We start from the raw sequence: 22,781 nt of genomic DNA, 5'->3' as shown, positions 1-22,781 counted from the left end.
GATTTCGAGCAATACAAGGTTCGTGAGCTGGAACCGGTCAAGTGCAGCTATCGCGGCTATGACATCGTCTCATCGCCACCGCCTTCTTCGGGCGGACTGATCATCTGTGAAATCCTGAACGTGCTTGAAGGCTACCCGATTTCTTATCTCGGCTATGGCTCGGCGGAAACCACGCGTTTGATGGTGGAAGCGATGCGCCATGCCTATGTGGACCGCAACACGGCGTTGGGCGACCCTGATTTCATCGATAATCCAATCGAGAAGCTCACCAGCAAGGCCTATGCCGCAGAAATCCGCAGTCGTATCGACCCTTATCGCGCCGGTGTCAGCGAAGCACTGAAACCAGCCGAATTCAAGGAATCCAACGAAACAACGCATTATTCCATCGTGGACAAGGACGGCAATGCCGTCGCCGTGACCTACACGCTGAATGGATCGTTCGGCACGGCCAAGGTGGCCGAAGGCACCGGCATTCTTCTCAACAACGAGATGGACGACTTTACCATCAAACCGGGCGTGGCCAATCTCTATGGTCTCATACAAGGCGAAGCCAACGCCATCGAACCGCGCAAGTCACCTTTGTCCTCGATGAGCCCGACCATTGTATCGAAGGATGGCAAACCGTTCATGGTTATTGGCAGTCCCGGCGGTTCGCGCATTATCACGATCACGCTGGAGGCGATCATGAATGTCATCGACCATGGCATGGATATTCAGGAAGCTATCGATGCGCCCCGCATTCATCACCAGTGGCTGCCTGATCGGGTCTATATGGAAGCGAACGCGCTTTCGCCGGATACGATCAGGCTGCTGGCCGGCATGGGCTATACGGTCGGCGAGGACCATAACTGGCCGGTCTGGGGCGAGGCAGCCGGCATTCTTGTCGGTGGCAAGGATATGGCAGCCATCGAAAAAGGCGGCGACAACCGCTATTATGGCGCAATCGATAGTCGAGCCGTCGCTGGTGCAGCAACGGGATATTAGATCCCAACCACTCGAAGATGATTGCAACACCGGATTAGAGGAGACGTGACGATTTCACGTCACATCTATATGCAGCATTTTTTTCCCTATACAGCCAACATTATATTCCGTTTCCCACGTCCCGGTTTCAGACCACCTAACCTTTTATCGCTCCGGCGGTCGCCCGCTGACAAACCGGTGCTGGAAGTGCCATCACCAACAAAAAAACAGGGACGGTGATAGGAAAGCTGTACAACTCCATCGTGATCACGCCGGGCCACATCACCGGCATAATCACTCTTCGTCTGATAATGCGTGCAACTATCGACACGCGCGGCTACTAGGAATTCGTCGCAATTTTAATACTCAAATCGTTAGATGACCTGAGCCGGAACCGCTGTTCCGCTGGCGGAGAAGATATGCATGTCCTTTGTCGAGGCCGTAAATGTTAATTTATTTGATAACCTCCCATTCGCTTCCTCAGGGGTCTTGATCAGATATTTGGTGTCGGAACCAGCCATGTCGATATAAAGGATTTGCGCCTCGCCCAGATGCTCTACAAGATCCACGACACCAGAAAAGACCGGGCCATCAGTTTTGTCGTGCGCAATCCTGGTATTCTCGGGTCGAATTCCAACGCTAACTCTATCATTGAGTGCGAAAGTTCCATCGCTGGCTTCAAGGCCAAGTTTCGTCCCACAATCAAGATGACAAGTATAACTGCGTCCCATGGCTTCCGATATGGTGCCCTCGAGTATGTTCATGGCTGGAGAACCGATGAACTGGGCCACGAAAAGGTTGGCCGGCTTTCTGTAGAGCTCGACGGGTGTGCCGATCTGCTCGATGTGTCCGTCTTTAAACACGACGATGCGATCAGCCAGTGTCATCGCTTCCACTTGATCATGCGTGACGTAAATCATTGTGACATCCGGCATGCTTTGTTTGAGCTTCGCCAATTCTATACGTGTTGCAACCCGCAAGGCTGCATCAAGATTCGACAAAGGTTCGTCGAACAGGAACACACGTGGATTTCTCACGATTGCGCGGCCGATCGCAACGCGTTGTCTCTGTCCGCCGGAAAGGGCTTTTGGCAAGCGCTGCAGATAATCGCTGAGCTGGAGAATCTCGCCTGCTTTTTTAACGCGTTTGTCGATCTCGGTCTTTGCCACGCCGGCAATACGGAGACCAAAAGCCATATTCTCATAGACGGTCATATGCGGATAAAGTGCGTAGGATTGGAAAACCATCGAAATACCGCGCTTCGATGGGGCCACGTTATTCATGCGCTCACCGGCAATGACGAGATCACCGGATGTGATTGTTTCCAGACCGGCAATCGACCGCAGCAAAGTTGACTTTCCGCAACCGGACGGTCCGACGAAAACGATGAATTCGCCCGATTTGATATCAAGATCGATGCCATGGAGTACTTCCAAGTTGGCATAGGATTTACGTATGTTCTTCAGCGACAGGTCGGCCATCGTTCCCGTTCCTTTTATTATTTTACGCGCGGCGGTTCCGTTCGCTCACGGAGCCAGACTTGCCAGAAACCTTGTTAAGGGACCCGGGGCACGATTGAGGATTTCGACATCGTTCTTTTTCCGAATAGCTCGGCGGACAATTCTAGCGCCTAGATAGCGCACAGGTTCGGGCGGAAGTTTGGTCCGCTTTTCGATCCCGACCAGTCCGCACCGGCTCCATTTATCCGTCCAGCCCAAGACGAGGCTTGCCATGATGCGGCCTGCAACCGGTGTTTGGGCTATGCCGGTGCCGTTAAAACCGAGAGCATAAAAAATATTGGAATGCTGCTTGAGATGATCGAACACCGGCAGATGTTGTGCAGTGCAATCGATCGGACCGCTCCAGTCATAAAGAATCGGCACATTTTTCAGCTGAGGATAAACCCGGTGAAGCTCCCGGATATTGTCAGCGCCGCCATCACCGCTGCGGTTGAAACGAGCGTCAATTCGATCCTTATAGGTGATGCCGCCTGTTCCCCGTCCGAAAACAACCTGACCGGATGGCGTGCGTTGATAGTAGAGCACGTGATGCTGCGCATCGCAGATTGAAGCGCCATCGATCCATCCGATGCGTTCGAGCACATTTTCCGCAGGTGCCGTCGCGATGAGCTGACTGCTCACGACATAAAGATATGGATGCAATTCGGGGATTGCGGAAGCCCACGCATTGATGGTCAAAACGACCTTCGCGGCGGAAAGCGTTCCATGTGCCGTTCGAAGTTTCGGTTGCTCGCCTGTGACGATCTCCAGGACGGGGCTTTGCTCATGAATGACAATTCCCCTCGCAAGAGCCAACTGGCGAAGGCCCAGAGCAAGCTTTGCCGGCTGGACAGTGCCTGCCCGGTCTTCCACGATACCGACATAAGAAGCCTTCGAACCGGTGCGGCGTTCGATGTCTTCTGCACTCAATGTCCGGAATGGATTAGATCCGGATTTCTGACAGAGATCGTAAGCCTTGGACCAGGCGCCTTCCTGGGCCGAAGAGCTGGCCGTCCAAAGCCAACCGTCAAGCCGCAGATCCATGTCGATGGTTCCGCGATCCTGCAAAGCTTTCAGTTCGTCGATCGCATCGCATGTCGCCTGGCACAGCATGCGCGCATCGTCATCGCCCACGAGGTCGCGCAACATGTCGATTTCGGCAAACCAGCTATGCACCTGCCCGCCATTGCGTCCCGATGCGCCGGAACCGCAAAAATCCGCTTCCAGGATCGTGATACGCGTCTGCGGCGCTTGTTCCTTGATCCGCAGCGCCGTCCACAGTCCGGCATATCCTCCGCCAACAATTGCAATATCGCATTGTTCGTCGCCGGTGAGAGGTGCGACGATCCTGTCAGCGCTGATGCTTTGCAGCCAGAAAGAACGGTCCTGTTTCGCGGCGACAATGGGTGGTCGCATTTTAATAATGCTCATATTCAGACCTTTTGCGCTGTTGCGATGACGTCATCGTATTTGCTGAGCAGCCATTGCGGGATGGGCTGCACGCGCTGCGGAAAACCGCCAAGATGCATGCAGGTTTCGGATGCGCGGATAGCTGCCTGACGAAGTGCCGCCTCTTCGGAATAACCTTCAAAGAAATGGGCCATCAGAAAGGTCGCGATAAAGCTGTCGCCGGCACCGCAGGTATCCACCACGCTTACAGGCACCGAGCCTGCCGAAAACAATTGGCTTCCATTGTCGTAGAATGAACCGCGCTTTCCGCAGGTCACGACAATCTTCTGCGCGCCAGCCTGCTTGAATCGCGCGATCAACGGCTCCACCGGCTCTTTTGGATCGTCGGGACCCGACGCAAAAACAAGCGGAACACCTTCAAGCGACAGGTCGAAATGCCGTGTCGAGACGTCCACGCTGAACCCGATCCCGTCTTGCACCAGCTTGCGCACCAGTTTTTCACTGGAATGGGTCCCAAGATGGGTCCAGTCGGATAAGAGCAATTCCTGATATCGCTGTGTATCCGGAATGTAGTTCTCGCCGACGCCCAGAGATTCAAGCAGGAAATGTCTTTCGCCTGCATCATCGGTCAACAGCGTAACCGCTGATTTTCCTTGCAGAATTTCAACGTCATCACGCGCCAGTCCGGCATCATCGATAATGCCAAGCATGATATCGGCTTCTTGATCGGGAGCCAGGGCGCCAAAATAGCGGGCACCATATCCAAGCCGTTTCCATTGCACGGCGACATTGAGGGCGTTTCCGCCAACCGTGACAAAACCCTTGTTCAGATAAGCATCAAGACAATTGTCACCGACGGCAATAAGATTGGGATTTGCGTTCTTCATCATCATTCCGCAGTATCAAAATGAGGAGCGATTGCATCAAGGCAGCGCCGCCAGGCCGCAGCCGGGTCCAGCGCATACGAACCATTGCCAAAGGGCTCGAAGGTCAAAGTACCCTCGAAAGAATGGTCAGAGATTTCGGCAAGATAATCGTCCAGTGGTAGGTTTCCGTCGCCCCAGACAAGGTGCCCTGACGGAGTTCCGTCAACGATATGAATATGGGCAAGGCGCTTGCCAAATCGCTTCATATAGCCACCGACCTGATCTCCGGCAGCAGCCATCGCAACCAGATCGAGGACCAGATCGACATTATTGGCATTCAGGTCCCGCCAAAGCCGTTCGAGATCGGCGGCATTGTTGGCGATGTTGCTTTCAAGACGCTGCAAGGGTTCGAGCAGACATCTGATACCAAGGCCGGCTGCATGCGTAGCAATTTTGCTCAAGGATTCAACGGTGTGAGCCCAGGCGAGATGGCGGCTCTCGCTTTCAAAGCCACGACCGGGCGTCAAAAAGAGATAGCTCGCGCCCAGTTCGGCACTGATATCAGCTGCACGCAGGAAGCAATCCACACTCTTCTCGCGATAGATCCTGTCGCCCGAGGCTATATTGACCGGATACAGGACCTGCTCGGGTGTGAAGCAATGTACACTGATCCCGTTATCGCCGAGAATTGAGCGGAGTTCCGCCAGTCGCGCCGGGCTGCCATGAAACAGATCGAGATGGGGGGCTATCCCCCAAAGCTCCATGCGTTTGAAACCCATCTGGCGAAGTTGCCCGGCAACCCATTGGAAGGGATTGTGCTGAAAGGAGAAATTCGCACCGATCAACTGTTCACGTCTTAACATTTCTCGCTCCGTTATTTGCCGATGCCTTCAGCCAAACCGCGTATGAAGAAGCGCTGTGCGGCGAAGAAGACAATCAGGATTGGGAGTGCGGACAATGTCATTGCGGCAAAGACAACGGCATAGTTTGTTCCGTGTTTTGCCATGATGGACGTCAACCCCACTGGCAGGGTCTGGACATCGGCGCCACTGGTAAAGATCATGGCGAAGAGATATTCGTTCCAGGCAAAAAGAACGTGCAGGATCACGCAGGAAACGAGGATCGGTTTGCAAAGCGGCAAGGTCACCCGCCAGAAAATCTGGCCCTCGCTTGCGCCGTCCATCACCGCCGCTTCGTCGAGATCGCGCGGAAGCCCCAACATATAGGCGCGAATGAGGAAGGTGGTGAACGGGATACGGAATGCCGTGTAGAGTATGATAAGCGCCCAGTAGGTGTTATAGAGGCCGAGCTGTTGCATGATCCGCACCAGCGGAATAACCGCGACCGTGGGGCTCAACATCAGGCCGCCAAGCACTAGGCCGACAAAGAAAGGCTTGCCCGGCAGTTTCGACCGTGTCAGGCCATAGGCGGTCCAGGCGCTTATCAACACCGTACAGACAGCCGAAACCAGCGTGACGATGATGCTCGTTGCAATATAGTTCCTGATGCCCTGGTTCCAGGCAGCGATGTAGTTATCGAGCGTAAAGCCCGTCGGCAACGCAAACGGTTCGCCGAATATCTCGGAATTGGTTTTGAAGCCGTTCAAAGCCATCCACAGAAGCGGATAGATAACCACAATACCGAGGCAGATCAGAAAGGTCACGAGACAGACCTTGGCCAGTATCTGCACGAAATCGGTGGGTTCCGTTTCGCGTGTCTGATAGGAGGCGTTCATAGATACACCCTCCGTCTCTTTGTGTACCAAAGCTGTCCGAAGCCCGCCAGCAGCGTAATGATAAAGATTACCGATGCGATGGCTGCGCCATAACCGAAATCGTTTTCAATGAAGCCCTGCTGGTAGAGCCATGTTCCAAGCACCTGACTGGAGTTGTTGGGACCGCCGCCCGTCATCACCATGACTTCGTTGAAGACCTGAAAAGCACCGGTGATGGTAACGATCACCATGAGGCCGGTCATTTCACGCGTCAGCGGAAAGGTGATGTTCCACAAGCGGCGCCACATACCGGCGCCATCCATGATCGCCGCATCGTAGAGTTCGCGCGGGATCTTCTGGATTGCAATGGCAAACAACAAGGTCGAGTATCCGAAGCCCTGCCACTGGCTCATTGCGATGATTGCATAGGTCGCGGTCTGTTCTTCTCCCAACCATGCGCGAGACCAGGCGCCCAGCCCCAGATGGGTCAAGGCGGAGTCCAGCAGCCCGATATCGGGCTGATAAATGAAGTAGAACAACAGCCCCGTCACGGTGATCGAAATCGCCGACGGTACGAAATAGACGGCGCGCCAGAACCTGCGCCAGGTTTCCTGTTGCAAACCTTCAATGATCGCAGCAAGCACGAATGCGCCAAAAACCTGGAAAACAACTGAAATGACTGCATAAAGCGTGTTGTTGAGAATTGCCGTCCATATTACCGGATCGTCTTGCAGACGCCGATAATTATCCAGACCGACAAAGGCTGTTTCACCCGTAAAAATATCCTGATTTGTCGTACTGACGATGAAATTGTCTATGATTGGATAATAAACAAACCACAAGATCAGAACGAACGCGATCAGAACCCAACGGAACGACAGCAGCTTCGCCAGCAAACCGGACTTGTCCAATTCGGACCCGTCCGGTCGGGAGACGCCGTTTTTGACGGCCTCCCCCTTATATTCACGCTTCATGACAGTCATCGGCCGACAACATCCTTATTTGGAAGAGGCTGCTGCTTGTTTCACCTTTTCCATAACCTGCTCCGGTGTCATGGAACCACCAATCAGGGCTTGCAGACTTGAAAGCCAGGCAGCGGCGACGCGCGGTGGGTTTGCAGTATCGAGCCACGGCACCAGATAGGACGAATCCGCGATAACCTTGAGCCCTTCAACGACAGATGGGTTCATGCTCTCGGACGAATAGCCGCCGACAGTGGCGCTGGGCTGCCCATAAGGCGGCGCCGACAGAACCTTGCCGTTTTCCGGAGAAGTGATGAACTTCATGAAGTCGATGGCTAGCGGAACATTCTTCGATGCCGCATTGATCATGTAGCCCTCGGGCGCGCCTTCGATCGATTTGAAGTCGCCCTTTGCATCCTTGGGTGCGGGTAGCTTAAAGAAGCCGAAGTCTTCCTTCTTCAATGCGCCATCGGCTGTGCTCTGGTCGAATTCGATGATTTCCTGATAGTACATTGCGGACTTGGCGTTGCTGAACTGTTGCAGTGCCGAGGCATAGGACGAGCCGTTGGTACCTGCACCGTCCGAACATTCGTCGGTGAGCTGCTTCAATTGCTTCAGGCTCTCGACATAACCTGCATCCGAATATTCGGCGGTTTTCGGGTTGAAGTCCTTTTCAAGTGTCGCTTGCGGTACGTTATAGGCGAGAAGCTGTCCAGCGAAATGCACCGCCGGCCATCCCTCTTTGTTTCCAAACGAAATCGGCACCACATTGGACTTGCGCAAGGCGGCACACGCGCCGATCAACTCATCGAAACTCTTCGGTTCGGCCACTCCAGCCTTGGCAAAAAGCGCCTTGTTGTAGCCCATGAACTTGGCGTCCAGATAAAGCGGAATTCCGTATAACTTGCCATTATACTGGAAGGCGCTCACAGCGGCATGGGCAAGCTGTTGTCCCCATGGCGTATCCGGACCGATGACCTTGGTCAGATCTACTGCACGATTGCCGCGCACGAAGTTCTCACCCCAGCTACCGGTCCAGGTGAAATAGATATCCGGCAAGGAATTCGATGCGACCAGAGCCTTGGTTTTTCCCTTTACGCTATCGTCACTTTCCTGGATAAGCTCAACCTTTACATCAGGATGCAGCTTCTCGTATTCCTTGGCGGCATTAACGAAATAAGGTGAAAGCTGCTGGAGGCCGAACTTCGTCAGAATGCTCAACGTGCCGGAATATTCGACCGGAGCATCGGGTTCGGCAACAACGGCGTCCTTTGCAAGGGCTACATCGATATTGCTTGCGGCCAATCCAAGCACCATGAGCGATGCGAGGCTTGTGGTGCTCAAAAACGTCTTGCGTTTCATTTCAAAGTTCCTCTCTTTTGGCTATTGTTTCTTGATATTCGTCTGAATACGGAAACCCGATCCGGCGGAGCCGGACCGGGAACTGTTTTAGTACTCGACGCGCTTATAATAACGCCGTGTGGTCAGCGGATGGTCGCGCAGCACTTCCAGATGAGCACTCAGGCGCTCCAGCATGGTTGCGAGGATGATCGGAGAAATCAAGCTCCGCGTCTTCTCGGAAACACCCGGCAGCTTGGCTGTGGCTGCGTCGAGAATACGAACTTTATCCGTGTAGCGCTTGGCGAAATTCTCAACCCGGTCCGTCAGCGGACGGCAGGCATCCTCACCCTTGAAAATGAACAGGCTGACACCCGGTTCTACCAGCTCCAGCGTGCCATGAAAGAAATCCGAAGCATGAACAGGACGCGTCCTAATCCATTGCATTTCTTCAAGAATGCACATGCCGTAATAATGAGCCTCTGGCCACGCAGATCCCGCCCCTGTGAAGATATGGTAGTTCTCGTCTTTGATTTCCTGCGCAAGCGCGGCTGCGCTTGCTTCAAAATCTTCCTTCACGGAGACCAGCAGTTCGGGAAGCAGCTTCAGTTCGGAAACCGTTGCATCGAAATCGGCATATTCATCGCGTTCGGCCAGCAGCGCCAGCACGATGAGCAAGGTCTGCAGGTAGAACGATTCCGACGACGTGTCGTCCTCCGCAAAATTCGTGAAGTTGTAATCGGCATCGAGCCCGAGAGGCGTATCCTTGTGTCCGGTCAGCGAAAGGGTTTTCACACCCTTCTTTTTCAAGAACGCGAGAAGCTGCACGCTTTCCTTGGTCGTCCCCGACAGGGACGGAAGGATAACCAGCGCCTTTTCGTCCAGTCCGGCGGGCGCTTCGAGGACAACCTGGGCAGAAAATGCCGCTGAAACCGGAAACACCGTCGAGTTGCGCGCAAGCTCGATCGCGGGCTGGGTCAGAAACTGCACACCGCCCGTCCCCATGAAGAAAATGCGTTCCAGGCCGTCATCGAGCAACTTACGCACCAAAGCGCGTACATCGTCGGCGATTGCGACCGAGCCGCCCTGTATTTTCACAAAGCGATCTTTATCGAAGTTGAGCATTACTACCTTCCCGTTTGCGCAGTTGAAACCTCGAGAAAAGCCCGAACCGGTTTTGCGCCTGTAACTCGTTGAGACAATGTGAGATCGATCTCACATATATCTAGCGCACAAGAATTTTCTTCTGGCAAGTGGGTTTTTGAAATTTTTTAAAGGGCCAGGTTTTGTTCGTCGTCAGCTTAACGACGGCTTACCGAACCTCTGACTATCAGCTTGGTTTCAAAGCTTATTTTCTGCGGAGGTCCCTTTTTCCCCGCGATTTTCTCAAGCAGGAGCCGGCCCGCGGCCCGACCGATTTCCGACACCGGCTGAGCAACGACAGTGATCTGCGGATCGGTAAAAGTGGCCAGATTAAAATCGTCAAAGCCAATCAAAGACACATCGTGGGGAATCGATATACCCATCGAGCGGAACGCCAAAAGCGCGCCCTGCGTCATCAAACTGTCCACCGTGAACAGTGCTGTCGGAGGATTTCGGCGGCTGAACAGGCGTATGGTCGCATCGATGGCGTGTTCAACCGTCGATTGCGAGACCGATATCATTTTTTCATTCGGCTCTATACCATGCGCGAGCAACGCAGTCTTGTAACCATTGAAACGCTCGCTTGACGTAAAGATGCGCGCATCGTCTTGCAAAAGCGCAATATTCTGGTGCCCCATTCCAATCAGATACTCAATGGCCTTTCGCGCGCCGCCTTCATTGTCAACAAGGACGCTGTCGCACTCAATGCCTGGCGCCGCACGATCGATCAGCACCACGGGCACATTCTCATCGATCAGACGTTGCAGATGCTGATTATCCTCGGCTGAGGTTGGCGCTACTATGAAACCTCGAATGCTGAGCGATTGCAAACTCGCCAGCAAGGATTTTTCCAGTTCCAATTGTTCTTCGCTGCTGGCGATGATGAGATTGTGCCCTTCTTCGCGCGCCAGCACTTCCAAATCATGGGCAATTTTTGCAAAGAACGGATTTTGTATATCGCCGAGAACACAACCGATAATCGGAAGTTGACCGCTGCGCAAAGCCTGGGCCAGTCGATTGCCTCTATATCCGAGCTTCTCGGCGGCGGCCTGAACTTTTAGCGCCGTTTCATCACCAACATAACCGTAGCTGTTGAGCGCACGAGCAGCAGTGGCGCGCGAGACTTTTGCTAATGCTGCTACATCCTTCAAGGTCGCCGTTTTTTGCGTCATGTCATTTTCACAACTGATGATCCTTGACAGTAGTTATCATCCGCAGAGGCGCAAGAGTAGTACCGTTTATCAAATGATTTGCAGGATGATCGATCGAAGATTATTTGGGCTCTGATCTATTGTGCGGTGAAAGGCCGGGCATATCAAAACAGCTTTCGTCGTATAGAACGGAATCGACCCGTCAACCATTCTGACACTCTCGTGATGCGCTGATTGCCAGTCAGAACATGCCGGCGCGTTCAGCGCCTGCGATGTCTTGCGATACCCGGCTTACGCCCCTTCAAAAAGTCACCGCCACTTCCGGCCTCCGGATTGAATTGCCGGTGAGCAATTCTGGTTGCATATCACATACCATCTCCCGGGGCGCGCCAGGCCAGTACACCCCGTTAACGAAATCAGGCTTCCGGTCGGGGAGCGCGGAGAATTCCAGCTCGCCAGCACTGACGTCGTTCATTCCTTCTGGACACCATCGCTGGATGGGAAAATAGATATAATCCCTGGTCACGAAAACCACTCCTTGGTTGAATATCATTCCGGGACCTATCCACTTGAGTGATTGAAGTCTGGCAATATGGGCTCTGTTGCCAGCCAATGTCGAATTAAATACACGCTATGCACAGGGGACTGATTATGAACCCACTCCACCTTATTTTCTAAATTTTGCAGTGACGCGCCATCATTTCGGCGACATCTTCCCGCCCCTCTTCGCGCAGTTTTTTGATCGCAGCACGCATATCTGCCGACCGTTCGTCCTGTCCAAGCTTGAACTTGATCTCCATCTTCTCAATCTGCATTTCGTAGCCTACGATATTGGGCAGACGCCGCTCCAGACCACCGGGACCGAGTTCCTTCATCTGCCACGGCTTGTCACGACCCTTTTCCATATGCTTGACGAGCTCGTGGAGATGTTTGGCGGTCGCTGCTTCCGACAGGATTTTGGGCGCGCCATGGATATGAGCAACCATAAAGCTCCAGGTCGGTGCGCTGTCCCTTTCCGGATAACCGGGATACCATGACGATGATACATAATGACCAGCATCCATCAGGATTGCGATTGATGGCAGGCCGCGTTTCAAAAACTCAACATGATCGTTGGATGCAGCAACATGCGAGACCAGCGTGCCGTTTTCGCCGCGTGTCCGATCCATCATGAAGACGGGGTGCGATATAGCAAGGCCTCCCTCATGGCTGGTGATCAAAGTACCAAGCACCGTTCTATCAACGAGATCGAAAACCTCGGTCGTATCGGACGGCTGGAAATAGGGCTTTGTATAGAGCATCGCTTGTCTCTTGATTTCAGGCGTGAATAGCGGGCAGTCGATCAGACCATGGACACATGGCTTCCAACTGACCTGCTAGTTGGAATAGCGGATTTTCGGCCCCATAAGGAGCAATGAACTGGCTGCCGATTGGCAAACCATCAGACGTTTCGTGAAGTGGGACACTCATCGCAGGCAAGCCAGCAGCGTTGACCGGATGGGTGAAGGTTGTCAGCTCCAGAAACTGCCGGGCAAACCCTTTCCAGTCGGGTGAGCGCACGTCGAGCATCCCAAGCGGAAATGATCCAACCGGCATGACCGGGCTTAACACCACATCGCATTCTTCAAACAGACGACCAAAACTGCGCGCCGTACTGTTTGCGGTCAAACGCGCTTGAATAACCTCTGTCGCAGCCAAGCTATCGCCGTAAGCGGCCAATCCCAGATTTGAAGGCTCAAAATAAAGTTCATTGGCAGGCTTTGCCATTGTCGCGGCAACATCTGCCACTTCAATTGCGGTGTAAACGGCGATCAGTTTTTGTACGGCACCCGCAAGCTCAACGCCGTCAAAATCAGGCTTCACCCGAACAACGTTATGTCCGAGCCGTTCGCACAAAGCAATCGTCGCCTCAAGTGCTGCGACTGTCTGCTCATCCAGATCATGACGCAGATCAGACTCCTGCCAGACACCAATACGAAGTTTCCGCGGCGCCATTCTGACACTGTTGACGAACAGATCCGTCTTGGCCGGGGCCGCGTACAGCGAACCCGGTTCAAGCGCGTCTGTCAGATCAAGCATCATTGCGGAATCGCGAACCGAGCGCGTCAGCACATGATGGCTGACCATTCCGCCCCAGTTTTCTGTCGAGACCGGACCGCATGGGACTCGCCCGCGCGACGGACGCAGCCCGAAAAGCCCGCCACAAGATGCCGGGATACGGATCGAGCCTGCTCCGTCATTGCCATAGGCCACAGGCACCATGCGCGCGGCAACGGCAGCTGCCGCCCCCCCGGAAGAACCGCCAATGCTGCGTGTAACATCCCAGGGATTGAGTGCTGGACCATGAAGCGAAGATTCCGTTGCGATATTGCAGGAAAACTCCGGCAAATTGGTTTTACCCACCACCACCAGACCAGCGGATTTGTAGCGTTTGACGAGTTCATGATCGCGCTGCGAGATATTTCCCTCTGCCGCACGACATCCAAAGGACATTGCTGCACCGACATAGGAAGGGCAATCATCCTTCAACAAAACCGGAACACCGCTAAGCAGACCCTCTGGCAGCGATTTAAGCTGTTCTTCCGCTTGATCGCGCATCTCGTAGATCACAGCATTCAGCTTAGGATTGCACCGATCAATCGCTGCAAATGCCTCATGAACAGCCTCATGCGGCGACAGAATTTTTGCGCGAATGGCCTCTCTCAGACCGACAGCGTCGGTCCGGGTGTAGTCAAAGGATGTAGACGTCATGGGGTTATCCCAATGCTAAGCTCGCGAAGCGGAGCGTTTTACTGTGCCTTGCTGATCGTCCAGAAGCGAAGCGTATCACCAGCCCAGCCCTTGAAATCGTTCACTTTTGGACCGGCAGCTGTGATCGATGGCAAGTTTACCAGACCAAGGATCGGAACCTGCTCACCCATCAATGTGTTGAGTTCGTTGAAGAGCTTCTTGCGTACTTCGACGTCGCTTTTCGCAGAAACCTGCTTGAGAAGGTCTTCCGCCTTGGCATCGTCCCACTGGCGTGCGGCATCAGCCTTCTTGTCACCGATCATCGACTGGAAAGATAACAGCGGATCAAGGCGGGCTGAATAAGCGAAAACGGCAAGTTCATAGGCGCCGCGACGATACTGATCGAGCTGGGTCGCCCAATCGCGCACTTCGAGCTGCGCATTGATGCCGGAGGCTGCAAGGAATGCCTGAACAATCGTGGCAACCTGCACGCGGTTCTGGCGGTTGGCGACCAGAAGGCTGATCGGTTCGCCCTTATATCCTGCCTTGGTCAGCAGCTCCTGCGCTTTGGCTGGATCGTATGCAGGCCAGGCAGCCGCCTGATTATCCGAATAGATGGTGTTTGGTGCAATGACCGACGGGTTTGGTGCATAAATGCCCTCACCAATCGCCGTTGCCAGCTGGCTAAGATCGATGGCGTGAGCAATCGCCTGACGCATCTGCGGATCCTTCAACTTATCGGAAGTGGACTGAATTTGAAGCACCATCCATGAAGGCGTCTGCTGTACATTGACCTTCATGCCCTTCGCTTCCAGATCCTTGACACCGGTTGGCTCCACTTCATCGATGAAGTCGATCTCACCGGAAAGCAGACCATTTGTGCGCGTGCTGGGATCTGGAACAGTCATGAACTGAATGGTCTTTACATGGCCTTTCTTGTTCCCTCCCAGACCGTCGAGATCACCGGGCAGAGCCGAATAATCATCGAAACGGGTCAGGTCCAGATAACGGCCACGCTCCCATTTGGAAAAAGCATAGGGACCTGTACCAATCGGCTTTACAAATTTGCCATCCGCATCAACGGATTCCGGGCTCAATATCCAAGGGGTACACTGGATGGTAGCCATGGTGATGACAAAGTTTGGCGCAGGAGTTGCGAAGCTGAAGCGCACCGTGTTGTCATCAACAGCCTCGACCGTCTTCAACTCGGAATCGACCTTGCCATTATAGCGATTGACGCATTGAAACGCTGTATCCGGCTTGAGATAACGCTCGAAATTCCAGACGACATCCTTGGTGGTCAGGTCTTTGCCATTCTGGAACTTGACGCCTTTTCGTAGCTTGAATTCATAAACCGTATGATCGGCATTCGAGGTCCAGCTCTCAGCCAGCATTGGCTTTATGGCGAGATCGTCGCCATAAGCGACCAGACCTTCGGCAATATGGGCAACAACCATATCGGCATTGGCATCGCGATTGACGCCCGGATTGATGCTCGCAACATCAGAGTGAATGGCGACGCGCAAGGTCTCATCGTCTGCAGCATGTGCTTGGAAGGATGTGGCGCTGAGACCAAGAAGCGCCATGCTGAGTGCAGAGCGGATTGAAATTAGATTGAACATTTTGGTTTCCCCTTTTTGTTTTTGATTTTGCGGTATGGTCAACTTTGTGACCTCAGCACGTCCGCGAAAAATGCTTCGACCGGCTCCAGCACTTTGAAAGGCTCATGAGCCACGCCCGGCACCCTGTCCCTGCGAACCGCGATGCGATGCGCTTCAAACGACTTGGCCAGTGCTTCAATGCGGTCGATCCGGCAATCGCCCTGAAGATCGGCGCCGTCCATCCAGAAGGCGCTGTCACGCGGGATGGCGATTTCCCAAGTCGCGGTATCTTCCTCACCGATCACTGTATGAACGCTCACAGCCTTCATCGCTTCAAGATCAATGCGGCAGCCAAAACATGCTTCAACATCGCGAACGCCAACCCACCAGTCATAATCGGAATTGAGCAGAGTAACGACGCCCGGTGCTCCGATAGAGAGGGCCTTCAGCCTATGAGGATGCAGCATGAAAAAGCGCTGGCAGAACTGCCCGCCGCCCGAAAAGCCGTACATGATGGCGCGATTGCTTTTGAGGCGATACTTGGCAGCCACTTCGTCGATCATCGATAGCAGAATATGGTCAAAGCGAATGCCGTGAAACTCGATGCGCTTGTAGTTGGCAAGATCGCCCTGCACGACGATGCCCGCAGGAAACAGCGGCGCCAGAACAATGCAGCGGTTCTCTCGCGCAAAATTTGCAAAGTGATCGCGGTACTGTGCCGCTGTCCGCCCCGTCCCGTGAATGATGACGATCAGTTCGTGCGTCTCGGTGCCGTCTTCATCATAGTCCTCGGGGACGTAAAGGCAGTAACTGAAACGCTGATCGAACTGACTTGCAAAAAACGTGGTCGCTCCGAAATCGTAGAAGCTGAGTTTTTTGCCATGGCCCTGCCGTTTAGTAGCGGGCTTTTCTTCAGTTATGGACATGACCGCCCTCCTCTCCAGACTTCGTATTTGCACTATCGCCGCGCCATTTGAGTTTGACGCCGCCCTCACCCGTCAGTTCGAGCATTGGAATGGCTGACAGAAGACGGCGGGTATAGTCGTTCTGCGGCGCGTCAAAAATCTCGTCGCGCGTTCCCTGCTCTATAATGCGACCGTCATTCATCACGACCACACGATCGGCAATTTGCTCAACCACGCCCAGATCATGGGTAATGAACAGGCAACCGAAGCCATAGCTCTGCTGCAGCTTGGCGAAGAGATCGAGAACCTGCGCACGCACCGTTACGTCAAGCGCCGAGACTGCTTCATCCGCAATGACAAAAGCGGGACGGCGAACGAGCGCACGCGCAATCGCCACACGCTGACGCTGACCACCCGACATTTCATGCGCATAACGATTAGCATAATCTCCACCGAGGCCAACGTCCCCCAGTGTTTCGCGAACACGATCCACTTTCTGGCCGGACGAAAGCTCTTTCGAGAAGCGCAGCGCCTCACCGACCAACTCGCCCACTTTCATACGCGGATCGAGTGATGAATAAGGGTCCTGAAACACCATCTGCGTGTGATAACGATAATCCTGATATTGGGATGAACGCCTCTCGAGAGGCTGTCCCTTGAACAGCAACTTCCCTTCGCTCGGCTTGATTAGTCCAGCCATCACGCGCGCGGCCGTGGTCTTGCCCGAACCGGAGCCGCCAACCACGGCAACAACCTCGTTGGGCAGAACATCAATCGTAACCCCATGCAGAGCACGTTTGCCGCCAGCTTTCTTGAACCAGCCACCCCGGCCTTCAAAATCGACAACAAGATCGTGCACGCTGATCAGCGGATCAGCCTTTGGAACCACGCGCGCAGGCCCACGAACCGGTAATGTCGAAAGCAATTTGCGGGTGTAATCATGCCGGGGCTTTGCCAGAACATCCGCGGTATCGCCCGTTTCAACCACTTCACCATGGCGCATCACAACCACACGTTTGGAATAGCGCGCAATCATTGGAAGATCGTGACTGATCAGCAAAACGGTCGTGCCACGTTCCCGCGTGAGATCGACCAGCAACTCCATAACCTCGCGCTGGATAACCGCATCAAGCGCAGTGGTCGGCTCGTCCGCGATCAGCAGATCAGGCTTCATGAGCATCGCGCAGGCGATCATGATGCGCTGGCGCATTCCGCCTGAGAACTCATGTGGGAACGCCTCAATCGCCCGATCAGGATCGGCAATACCAACACGCAACAACATGGCTCTGATCCAGTCGGCATGTTGTGCCTTCTCGGCTGGAAAGTGCAGTTCAAGTCCTTCTTCAAGCTGCCGCCCGATAGTCAGTGACGGGGTAAGCGAAGTCATCGGCTCCTGAAAGATCATGGCAATGCCATCGCCACGCAGCCCGCGCAAAGCGGTCGGCGACATCGTTGACACGTTCTGTCCCTTGAAGCGGATCGCACCATGACTTGTTTTAATGGACGCCGGAACCAGCCCCATGACCGCCCGCGCGAGCATGGTTTTTCCAGAGCCGGATTCACCAACGATGCCGAGAATTTCGCCAGCTTTTATGGAGAAGGAAGCGCGCTTGACGATCTCCAGCGCACTGTCGCCAACACGCAGGCTTACATCGTCGATTTCAAGCAAGGGTGCGGAAGTCATGAGCGCTTCCTCATGCGTGGGTCGAGGCGATCGCGCAACGCGTCACCTAGAAGATTAATACCAAGCAGCGACAGCGAAATTGCAAGGCCGGGGAAGATACCAAGCCAAACGGCCTGCTCAATGAAATTGCGGCTTCCCGCCAGCATATTGCCCCAAGTCGGCGCTGGCGGCGGCACACCCAGACCCAGAAAGCTAAGCGAGCTTTCCGCGAGAATTGTCCAGCCGCACATGGACGTTGCCATGACCAGAACAGGCGCCAGACAGTTGGGCAGAATATGGCGCAACATCGTATAGATTTCCGAGTTTCCCATGACGCGGGAGGCCTCAACGAACTCCCGTTCACGCAGGCTCAAAACCGTGCCACGGACCACGCGGATCACCGAAGACATATAGGCCAGAGCAAGTGCTAAGATGATGCCATTCTTGTTGGCACCAAAGACGGCCAGCAAACCAAGCGCCATCAATATGCCAGGGAATGCCAGCAAAGCATCATTGACCATCATCAACAGCCGGTCGAACCAGCCACGCAAGAAGCCGCTGACCGCCCCGATAAGCACTCCGCCGAGGGTGGCGAGAGAGACTGTGAACACGCTGATTGAAACACTGGCCGATGCGCCTCTCATAAGACGGCTCAGCTGGTCGCGCCCAAATTCATCCGTACCCAGCCAATGCGCAGCACTTGGCGGCGCAAGACGCGCGGCAAAGTCGAGGGCCAGCGGGTTGTAAGGCGTCCAGAAGGAACCTACCACCGCTATCGTGAGAAGCGTTGCGGTCAGGGTTCCGCCAATAATCGCGTTGAGAGAGAGATTTTTCATTTCGCCGTCACCTTCGGGTCGAAGAACGGATAGAGAAGGTCCACGATCAGATTGACCAGCACATAAACACAGGCTGTGAACAGCAAGCAGCCCTGAATGACGGGATAATCGCGAGCAAAGATCGCCTCAACCAGAAGCCTGCCAAGTCCGGGAATCGTGAAAACCGTTTCCACAACTGCAATACCACCAAGCAGATTGCCAAGGATCAGCCCCAACAATGTCCAGGTCGGGCCAAACGCATTACGGAAAGCATGACGCCACATCACGGTTGCTTCCGACAGTCCCTTGGCGCGGGCATGGGCGATGTAATCCAGATTCAGCACTTCAAGCGTCGAGGCGCGCGCCATACGTAAAATGACGCCGATTTCATGCAGAAACAGTGTGGTGATCGGCAAAACCAGATAAAGAAACGCTTTCCATGGGTTCTCACCAAAGCTGACATAGCCGACAATCGGCAACCAGCCGAGCTTGAGGCCAAAGGCCAACAACAGCAGCAAGCCCATCCAGAATGTCGGAACCGAAAGCAGCAAGGTGGCACAGGTCACAAGCGTCAGATCGGTCAGGCTGTTCTGCTTCCAGGCTGCGATCATTCCAAGCGGAACAGCGACAAGCGTAGAAAGCGCCACCGCTGACAAGACGATACGCGCACTGACCGAAAAGCGCTCCAGAACCAGCGAAAGAACCGGCTGCTGGTTGGCAATGGAGACACCGAGATCACCATGCAGAACATTGCCTCCCCAGATCAGAAACTGGGTAAAGACGCTGTGATTGAGGCCCAGCTGCTCGCGCAGCGCGGCCAGCGTCGCAGCATCCGCAGAATCGCCCAGCATCAGGGCTGCAGGATCGCCCGGTATCAGCCGGACAATCACAAACACAGCCACTGCCACGATCAGCAATGTTGGAATGGCCATGCCTATTCTGGAAAGCGCAAAGCGCAGCATTTCTTTAGCCTTCGATAAAGAGGGATTTCGCGCGTGGCGCGGCATCGGACGGTAGCGGCGTATAATCCTGCAGACAGTAGGTCGCAAACTGACGGTTCAAAGCTGGCAGCGGCGCGATTTCCATCATGCCAAGCGCTGCTTCCATCACCACCATCGCAACCGTGGCCGTTATATTGTCGTGATTGCCGGGACGTGGCGGGCGGCAGACTGCATAAGGTGTCAGGAAGTCGTCGAACAGTGCTTCCTTCAGCTCCTTGCGACCAATTTTTCCACCACGTGATTCAAGAGACTGGCGAACGCGCCAATCACGGTAGAAGCTTTCAGGTACAAATGGGATGCCGGTGTCGCGCAGCTTTGTCAGCGCAATTGGGCTGACCCAATGATTGGCATGAACGATCAGATCATTCTCAGGCAGGATCGGGAAGGACTCATCCGGCGCACATTCAAAATCGATGCCGAAACCGGCGCTCGTCGCAATCATGATATTGTTTGAGCAGGATTTTGGTGTCGAAGCCACAGCCTTTATTGCTTTGGCAAAATGCTCCTGCTCAAGCACCTTGCGGCGCACGAGACCCAAAGGAACGCCCAGCTTCTTATAGTCGCGTTCGCATTCGAGATAATTGGCGGTGATAGAGATTCCCGCTTCATTGAAGCCGCTGCGCGCCAGCCCACCAGCCTCGACAAACGTTACAAAATCAGGGCCGTTATTGTTGCGAACACGCAGCACAATGCCGGTTTCCACACATTCAGAACGCCAGTCCCAGTTCTGGCCATGAACCAGATTACCAGAAGCACTTTTCGCAGGCATGATGAGAGCACCGGTGCAGCCATCATCCTGCTCTTCGGGATCAGGCGAACCCGTTTCCGCACGCGCCATCGCAACGACTTCCGTGCGTGCATTGATCATGACGATCTGCTCAAACGGCACATCCGCACCTTTGGCGATGCCGCGCATTTCCTCTACATAAGTCGCGTCGAATTCCTCGATCCGGCCAGTAAATTCTTCGATGAGACTTTGCCTGCGTTCAGGCGAAAGACCGAACGCGTCGAGGGTGTTGGAATAAAGACCAGCGCTGCGCCGGATGCGTTCTGCTGCCAGAACCCCATATTGGCGCCCACGCTCTTCCGGCACACCCGCAACTGTGATGAATGGAAATGGGGTAACTGACATTCTCAATCCATTTTGTATTTTGAATCGTATTAATACATTTCCCATCCATCTATTGCGGAGTCAAGAGTTTTTTGATATTGTTTGGTACATTGAAATTATGCGCCCACCAACCCGCAGCCAAAGTGCAATTCTGGCGAACATGGCTATGCAGAACAACGGATCCGCGTTGAGAGGATGCACCACGTGAAAATAAACCTAAGAAATCCTGCAGATAGCGGATTGGGTCTAAGTAGTCTTCAAGCGGAAGTTGCACACAAGATGGTATCGCTTATATCCGCCGAACGCTGGAGTATCGGTGATCGTCTGTCAGACGTCGCGATTTCAAAGGAGCTTAGGGTGTCGCGTACACCCGTGCGACAGGTACTTAATCTTCTTGTCCAGCAAGGCATTGTAAGCCAAACACCCAATCGGGGATATCAGTTGCACCGCATCCCCGCACCGAATGAACTGAAAGACAGTATGCTGCCGCCGTCTGAGGCGGAGGAACTCTACCGCCTCCTGATGAGCTCACGTGCATCTGGCGTTGTTGGCGCGGAAGTGTCGGAAGCCGAACTCGCTGATCGGCTGGGTGCGACTCGAAGTGCCGTACGTCGAGTACTTATGCGATTTGCCGCTGAAGGTCTTGCAGAACGCCTCCCCGGCCATGGCTGGCGTTTTGCCGAGTCGCTCGATAATGAACGAGCGGTAAGTGAGAGCTACACTTTCCGTCTTGTCATCGAATGTGGCGCGCTTTTGCAACCCGATTATGCGCCCGATCTAAGCCAACTCGCAGCCCTCCAACGAGAGCAGATTCATGTATCTGCCTTACCTATCCATAACCTCACAAGAGATCTCTGGTTCAACGCCAACGCAAACTTCCATGAAACTATTGTTTCTTGGGCTAATAATCGCTTTTTGACCCAATCAGTTCGCTGGCAAAACCACCTACGCCGGATGACAGAATATTCCGACTTCGACCGGTTGGGTGAATTGCGGATTCGTAGGGCTTGCAGCGATCATTTAAGCATTCTCGAAGCTATCGTTAGCGAGGATCTTGAATTCGCTGCTGCCTTACTAAGGCGTCATATAAGCCGCTCAGCCGCCGAAGATGTTTGATTAGCTAGCTCGCATTTCGAATTGGTAGGAGACGACAAAGAAAAAGTAAACCCTATGTGCCTTTTAATGGTCGCTGGTGTGTCAATCGCCGTTTAGAAAGAGCTCCGACGCAGTTTGGGGGTCATCAGCCCATGAAATAGCTCAGCTTCTTACAACTGGTAACCTTTATCACTGCTCATTGATAAAACGTTTGCATCAGATCCTAAGAAAGCCCGAACTTATACTAAGCTATCAATCCTGCCATAAGTGAGCATAATAGCCTGATTGCCAGTCAAGAACGTCTCTCCGTTGTCAACGTCAGTAAGGAGGCCCGAACCAGACGGTCTGCTTGTGATGCAAATTTCAGTCAGCTTCGACAATTTGACCCACTGGCGACAATGTGTCGAAACAGCTTTGCCTATTGACAGACTATTTATATCCATTATTCTGGATATATGGAAAATGAAGAAGCAATAACCGCTTTTGCCGCCCTGGCCCAACCGACCCGGCTGGATACCTTCCGTCTGTTGGTGCAACACGAACCTGCGGGCATTCCTGCCGGTGAACTGGCGCGCATGCTCGATGTGCCGCAGAATACGATGTCTGCGCATCTGGCGACATTGTCTCGCGCTGGACTTGTAAAAGGTGAACGTCAGAGCCGTTCGATTATCTATCGCGCCGACCTTGACCGTTTTCGCGAACTGACCCTTTTCATGATCAAGGACTGTTGCGGCGGCAGTGCTGAACTCTGCGCACCCCTCATAGAAAGCCTGACACCCTGTTGCGAACCGAAAGCCGCCACACAATAAGATAA

Annotated in this window: 21 protein-coding genes; 4 read left to right on the top strand and 17 right to left on the bottom strand. The window is 53.9% G+C overall.

The window, feature by feature from the left end:
* Positions 1-984 (top strand): gamma-glutamyltransferase family protein (locus tag FHW00_RS22975; protein WP_182514700.1); only part of this gene is annotated, 984 nt, incomplete at its 5' end.
* A 353-nt stretch (positions 985-1,337) separates the two neighbouring features.
* Here the strand turns inward: FHW00_RS22975 and FHW00_RS22970 are convergent.
* The 9 genes from FHW00_RS22970 to FHW00_RS22930 all read right to left on the bottom strand — a co-directional run bounded on the left by FHW00_RS22970 (position 1,338) and on the right by FHW00_RS22930 (position 11,067).
* On the bottom strand, positions 1,338-2,444 hold the full coding sequence (locus tag FHW00_RS22970) for an ABC transporter ATP-binding protein (protein ID WP_078340975.1): 1,107 nt from the start codon (positions 2,442-2,444) through the stop codon (positions 1,338-1,340).
* 45 nt (positions 2,445-2,489) lie between these two features.
* Positions 2,490-3,878, bottom strand: a complete 1,389-nt coding sequence (locus FHW00_RS22965) for an NAD(P)/FAD-dependent oxidoreductase (protein WP_445558010.1) — start codon at positions 3,876-3,878, stop codon at positions 2,490-2,492.
* Positions 3,879-3,895: 17 nt separating this feature from the next.
* Positions 3,896-4,765, bottom strand: a complete 870-nt coding sequence (locus FHW00_RS22960; RefSeq protein ID WP_445558011.1) for a PfkB family carbohydrate kinase — start codon at positions 4,763-4,765, stop codon at positions 3,896-3,898.
* A complete protein-coding gene (locus FHW00_RS22955) occupies positions 4,762-5,601 on the bottom strand; it encodes a sugar phosphate isomerase/epimerase family protein (RefSeq protein WP_078340978.1) in 840 nt (279 codons plus the stop codon). Before FHW00_RS22955 ends, FHW00_RS22960 begins: the two co-directional genes overlap by 4 nt.
* An 11-nt stretch (positions 5,602-5,612) precedes the next feature.
* Complete coding sequence (locus FHW00_RS22950; protein ID WP_078340979.1) at positions 5,613-6,473, bottom strand: carbohydrate ABC transporter permease; 861 nt, start codon at positions 6,471-6,473, stop codon at positions 5,613-5,615.
* Complete coding sequence (locus tag FHW00_RS22945; protein ID WP_078340980.1) at positions 6,470-7,435, bottom strand: carbohydrate ABC transporter permease; 966 nt, start codon at positions 7,433-7,435, stop codon at positions 6,470-6,472. Before FHW00_RS22945 ends, FHW00_RS22950 begins: the two co-directional genes overlap by 4 nt.
* Positions 7,436-7,450: 15 nt before the next feature.
* The gene (locus FHW00_RS22940; protein ID WP_078340981.1) at positions 7,451-8,776 is read right to left on the bottom strand and encodes an ABC transporter substrate-binding protein; all 1,326 of its coding nucleotides are present in this window, start codon (positions 8,774-8,776) and stop codon (positions 7,451-7,453) included.
* Positions 8,777-8,863: 87 nt separating this feature from the next.
* The gene (locus FHW00_RS22935) at positions 8,864-9,877 is read right to left on the bottom strand and encodes an SIS domain-containing protein (protein ID WP_078340982.1); all 1,014 of its coding nucleotides are present in this window, start codon (positions 9,875-9,877) and stop codon (positions 8,864-8,866) included.
* A 176-nt stretch (positions 9,878-10,053) separates the two neighbouring features.
* Positions 10,054-11,067, bottom strand: coding sequence for a LacI family DNA-binding transcriptional regulator (locus tag FHW00_RS22930; RefSeq protein WP_078340983.1), 1,014 nt, complete (start codon positions 11,065-11,067; stop codon positions 10,054-10,056).
* 337 nt (positions 11,068-11,404) lie between these two features.
* Between FHW00_RS22930 and FHW00_RS22925 the strand changes: the two genes are divergently transcribed.
* Positions 11,405-11,623 carry a hypothetical protein gene (locus tag FHW00_RS22925; RefSeq protein WP_210276622.1) on the top strand — a complete coding sequence of 73 codons (219 nt, stop codon included), beginning with the start codon at positions 11,405-11,407 and terminating at the stop codon, positions 11,621-11,623.
* 97 nt (positions 11,624-11,720) lie between these two features.
* On the opposite strand, the gene FHW00_RS22920 is transcribed toward FHW00_RS22925, so the two are convergent.
* From FHW00_RS22920 to FHW00_RS22885, 8 genes are read right to left on the bottom strand one after another with little or no spacing between them, the layout of a single operon-like run.
* Complete coding sequence (locus FHW00_RS22920) at positions 11,721-12,347, bottom strand: FMN-binding negative transcriptional regulator (RefSeq protein ID WP_078340986.1); 627 nt, start codon at positions 12,345-12,347, stop codon at positions 11,721-11,723.
* Between the two features lie 16 nt (positions 12,348-12,363).
* Positions 12,364-13,797: an amidase gene (locus FHW00_RS22915; protein WP_078340987.1), complete on the bottom strand. Its 1,434-nt coding sequence runs from the start codon at positions 13,795-13,797 to the stop codon at positions 12,364-12,366.
* Positions 13,798-13,835: 38 nt separating this feature from the next.
* Positions 13,836-15,398: an ABC transporter substrate-binding protein gene (locus FHW00_RS22910; RefSeq protein ID WP_182514699.1), complete on the bottom strand. Its 1,563-nt coding sequence runs from the start codon at positions 15,396-15,398 to the stop codon at positions 13,836-13,838.
* A 38-nt stretch (positions 15,399-15,436) separates the two neighbouring features.
* The gene (locus FHW00_RS22905; protein ID WP_078340989.1) at positions 15,437-16,303 is read right to left on the bottom strand and encodes a hydrolase; all 867 of its coding nucleotides are present in this window, start codon (positions 16,301-16,303) and stop codon (positions 15,437-15,439) included.
* Positions 16,290-17,966, bottom strand: coding sequence for a dipeptide ABC transporter ATP-binding protein (locus FHW00_RS22900; protein WP_078340991.1), 1,677 nt, complete (start codon positions 17,964-17,966; stop codon positions 16,290-16,292). Before FHW00_RS22900 ends, FHW00_RS22905 begins: the two co-directional genes overlap by 14 nt.
* Positions 17,963-18,781, bottom strand: a complete 819-nt coding sequence (locus FHW00_RS22895; protein ID WP_078340993.1) for an ABC transporter permease — start codon at positions 18,779-18,781, stop codon at positions 17,963-17,965. Before FHW00_RS22895 ends, FHW00_RS22900 begins: the two co-directional genes overlap by 4 nt.
* The gene (locus FHW00_RS22890; RefSeq protein ID WP_078340994.1) at positions 18,778-19,722 is read right to left on the bottom strand and encodes an ABC transporter permease; all 945 of its coding nucleotides are present in this window, start codon (positions 19,720-19,722) and stop codon (positions 18,778-18,780) included. The genes FHW00_RS22895 and FHW00_RS22890 overlap by 4 nt, the downstream gene beginning before the upstream one ends.
* 4 nt (positions 19,723-19,726) lie before the next feature.
* Positions 19,727-20,893 carry a C45 family autoproteolytic acyltransferase/hydolase gene (locus FHW00_RS22885; protein WP_176168376.1) on the bottom strand — a complete coding sequence of 389 codons (1,167 nt, stop codon included), beginning with the start codon at positions 20,891-20,893 and terminating at the stop codon, positions 19,727-19,729.
* A 183-nt stretch (positions 20,894-21,076) separates the two neighbouring features.
* Between FHW00_RS22885 and FHW00_RS22880 the strand changes: the two genes are divergently transcribed.
* Together FHW00_RS22880 and FHW00_RS22875 are read left to right on the top strand one after the other, a co-directional pair.
* Positions 21,077-21,988, top strand: coding sequence for a GntR family transcriptional regulator (locus FHW00_RS22880; protein ID WP_283735554.1), 912 nt, complete (start codon positions 21,077-21,079; stop codon positions 21,986-21,988).
* A 434-nt stretch (positions 21,989-22,422) separates the two neighbouring features.
* Positions 22,423-22,776: an ArsR/SmtB family transcription factor gene (locus FHW00_RS22875; RefSeq protein ID WP_078340996.1), complete on the top strand. Its 354-nt coding sequence runs from the start codon at positions 22,423-22,425 to the stop codon at positions 22,774-22,776.
* Positions 22,777-22,781: the final 5 nt, after the last annotated feature.

The organism is Ochrobactrum sp. P6BSIII, assembly GCF_014138065.1.
In the GTDB taxonomy this organism is placed as follows: domain Bacteria; phylum Pseudomonadota; class Alphaproteobacteria; order Rhizobiales; family Rhizobiaceae; genus Brucella.
This window is presented reverse-complemented; position numbering and strand designations above follow the sequence as displayed.

Excerpts from the sequence above, each read along its gene's own strand:
- FHW00_RS22915 (WP_078340987.1), bottom strand. The coding sequence starts at position 13,797 with ATGACGTCTACATCCTTTGACTACACCCGGACCGACGCTGTCGGTCTG.
- FHW00_RS22970 (WP_078340975.1), bottom strand. The coding sequence starts at position 2,444 with ATGGCCGACCTGTCGCTGAAGAACATACGTAAATCCTATGCCAACTTG.
- FHW00_RS22885 (WP_176168376.1), bottom strand. The coding sequence starts at position 20,893 with ATGTCAGTTACCCCATTTCCATTCATCACAGTTGCGGGTGTGCCGGAA.
- FHW00_RS22945 (WP_078340980.1), bottom strand. The coding sequence starts at position 7,435 with ATGACTGTCATGAAGCGTGAATATAAGGGGGAGGCCGTCAAAAACGGC.
- FHW00_RS22910 (WP_182514699.1), bottom strand. The coding sequence starts at position 15,398 with ATGTTCAATCTAATTTCAATCCGCTCTGCACTCAGCATGGCGCTTCTT.
- FHW00_RS22875 (WP_078340996.1), top strand. The coding sequence starts at position 22,423 with ATGGAAAATGAAGAAGCAATAACCGCTTTTGCCGCCCTGGCCCAACCG.
- FHW00_RS22895 (WP_078340993.1), bottom strand. The coding sequence starts at position 18,781 with ATGAAAAATCTCTCTCTCAACGCGATTATTGGCGGAACCCTGACCGCA.
- FHW00_RS22950 (WP_078340979.1), bottom strand. The coding sequence starts at position 6,473 with ATGAACGCCTCCTATCAGACACGCGAAACGGAACCCACCGATTTCGTG.
- FHW00_RS22920 (WP_078340986.1), bottom strand. The coding sequence starts at position 12,347 with ATGCTCTATACAAAGCCCTATTTCCAGCCGTCCGATACGACCGAGGTT.
- FHW00_RS22890 (WP_078340994.1), bottom strand. The coding sequence starts at position 19,722 with ATGCTGCGCTTTGCGCTTTCCAGAATAGGCATGGCCATTCCAACATTG.
- FHW00_RS22935 (WP_078340982.1), bottom strand. The coding sequence starts at position 9,877 with ATGCTCAACTTCGATAAAGATCGCTTTGTGAAAATACAGGGCGGCTCG.
- FHW00_RS22905 (WP_078340989.1), bottom strand. The coding sequence starts at position 16,303 with ATGTCCATAACTGAAGAAAAGCCCGCTACTAAACGGCAGGGCCATGGC.
- FHW00_RS22955 (WP_078340978.1), bottom strand. The coding sequence starts at position 5,601 with ATGTTAAGACGTGAACAGTTGATCGGTGCGAATTTCTCCTTTCAGCAC.
- FHW00_RS22965 (WP_445558010.1), bottom strand. The coding sequence starts at position 3,878 with ATGCGACCACCCATTGTCGCCGCGAAACAGGACCGTTCTTTCTGGCTG.
- FHW00_RS22940 (WP_078340981.1), bottom strand. The coding sequence starts at position 8,776 with ATGAAACGCAAGACGTTTTTGAGCACCACAAGCCTCGCATCGCTCATG.
- FHW00_RS22960 (WP_445558011.1), bottom strand. The coding sequence starts at position 4,765 with ATGATGATGAAGAACGCAAATCCCAATCTTATTGCCGTCGGTGACAAT.
- FHW00_RS22930 (WP_078340983.1), bottom strand. The coding sequence starts at position 11,067 with ATGACGCAAAAAACGGCGACCTTGAAGGATGTAGCAGCATTAGCAAAA.
- FHW00_RS22900 (WP_078340991.1), bottom strand. The coding sequence starts at position 17,966 with ATGACTTCCGCACCCTTGCTTGAAATCGACGATGTAAGCCTGCGTGTT.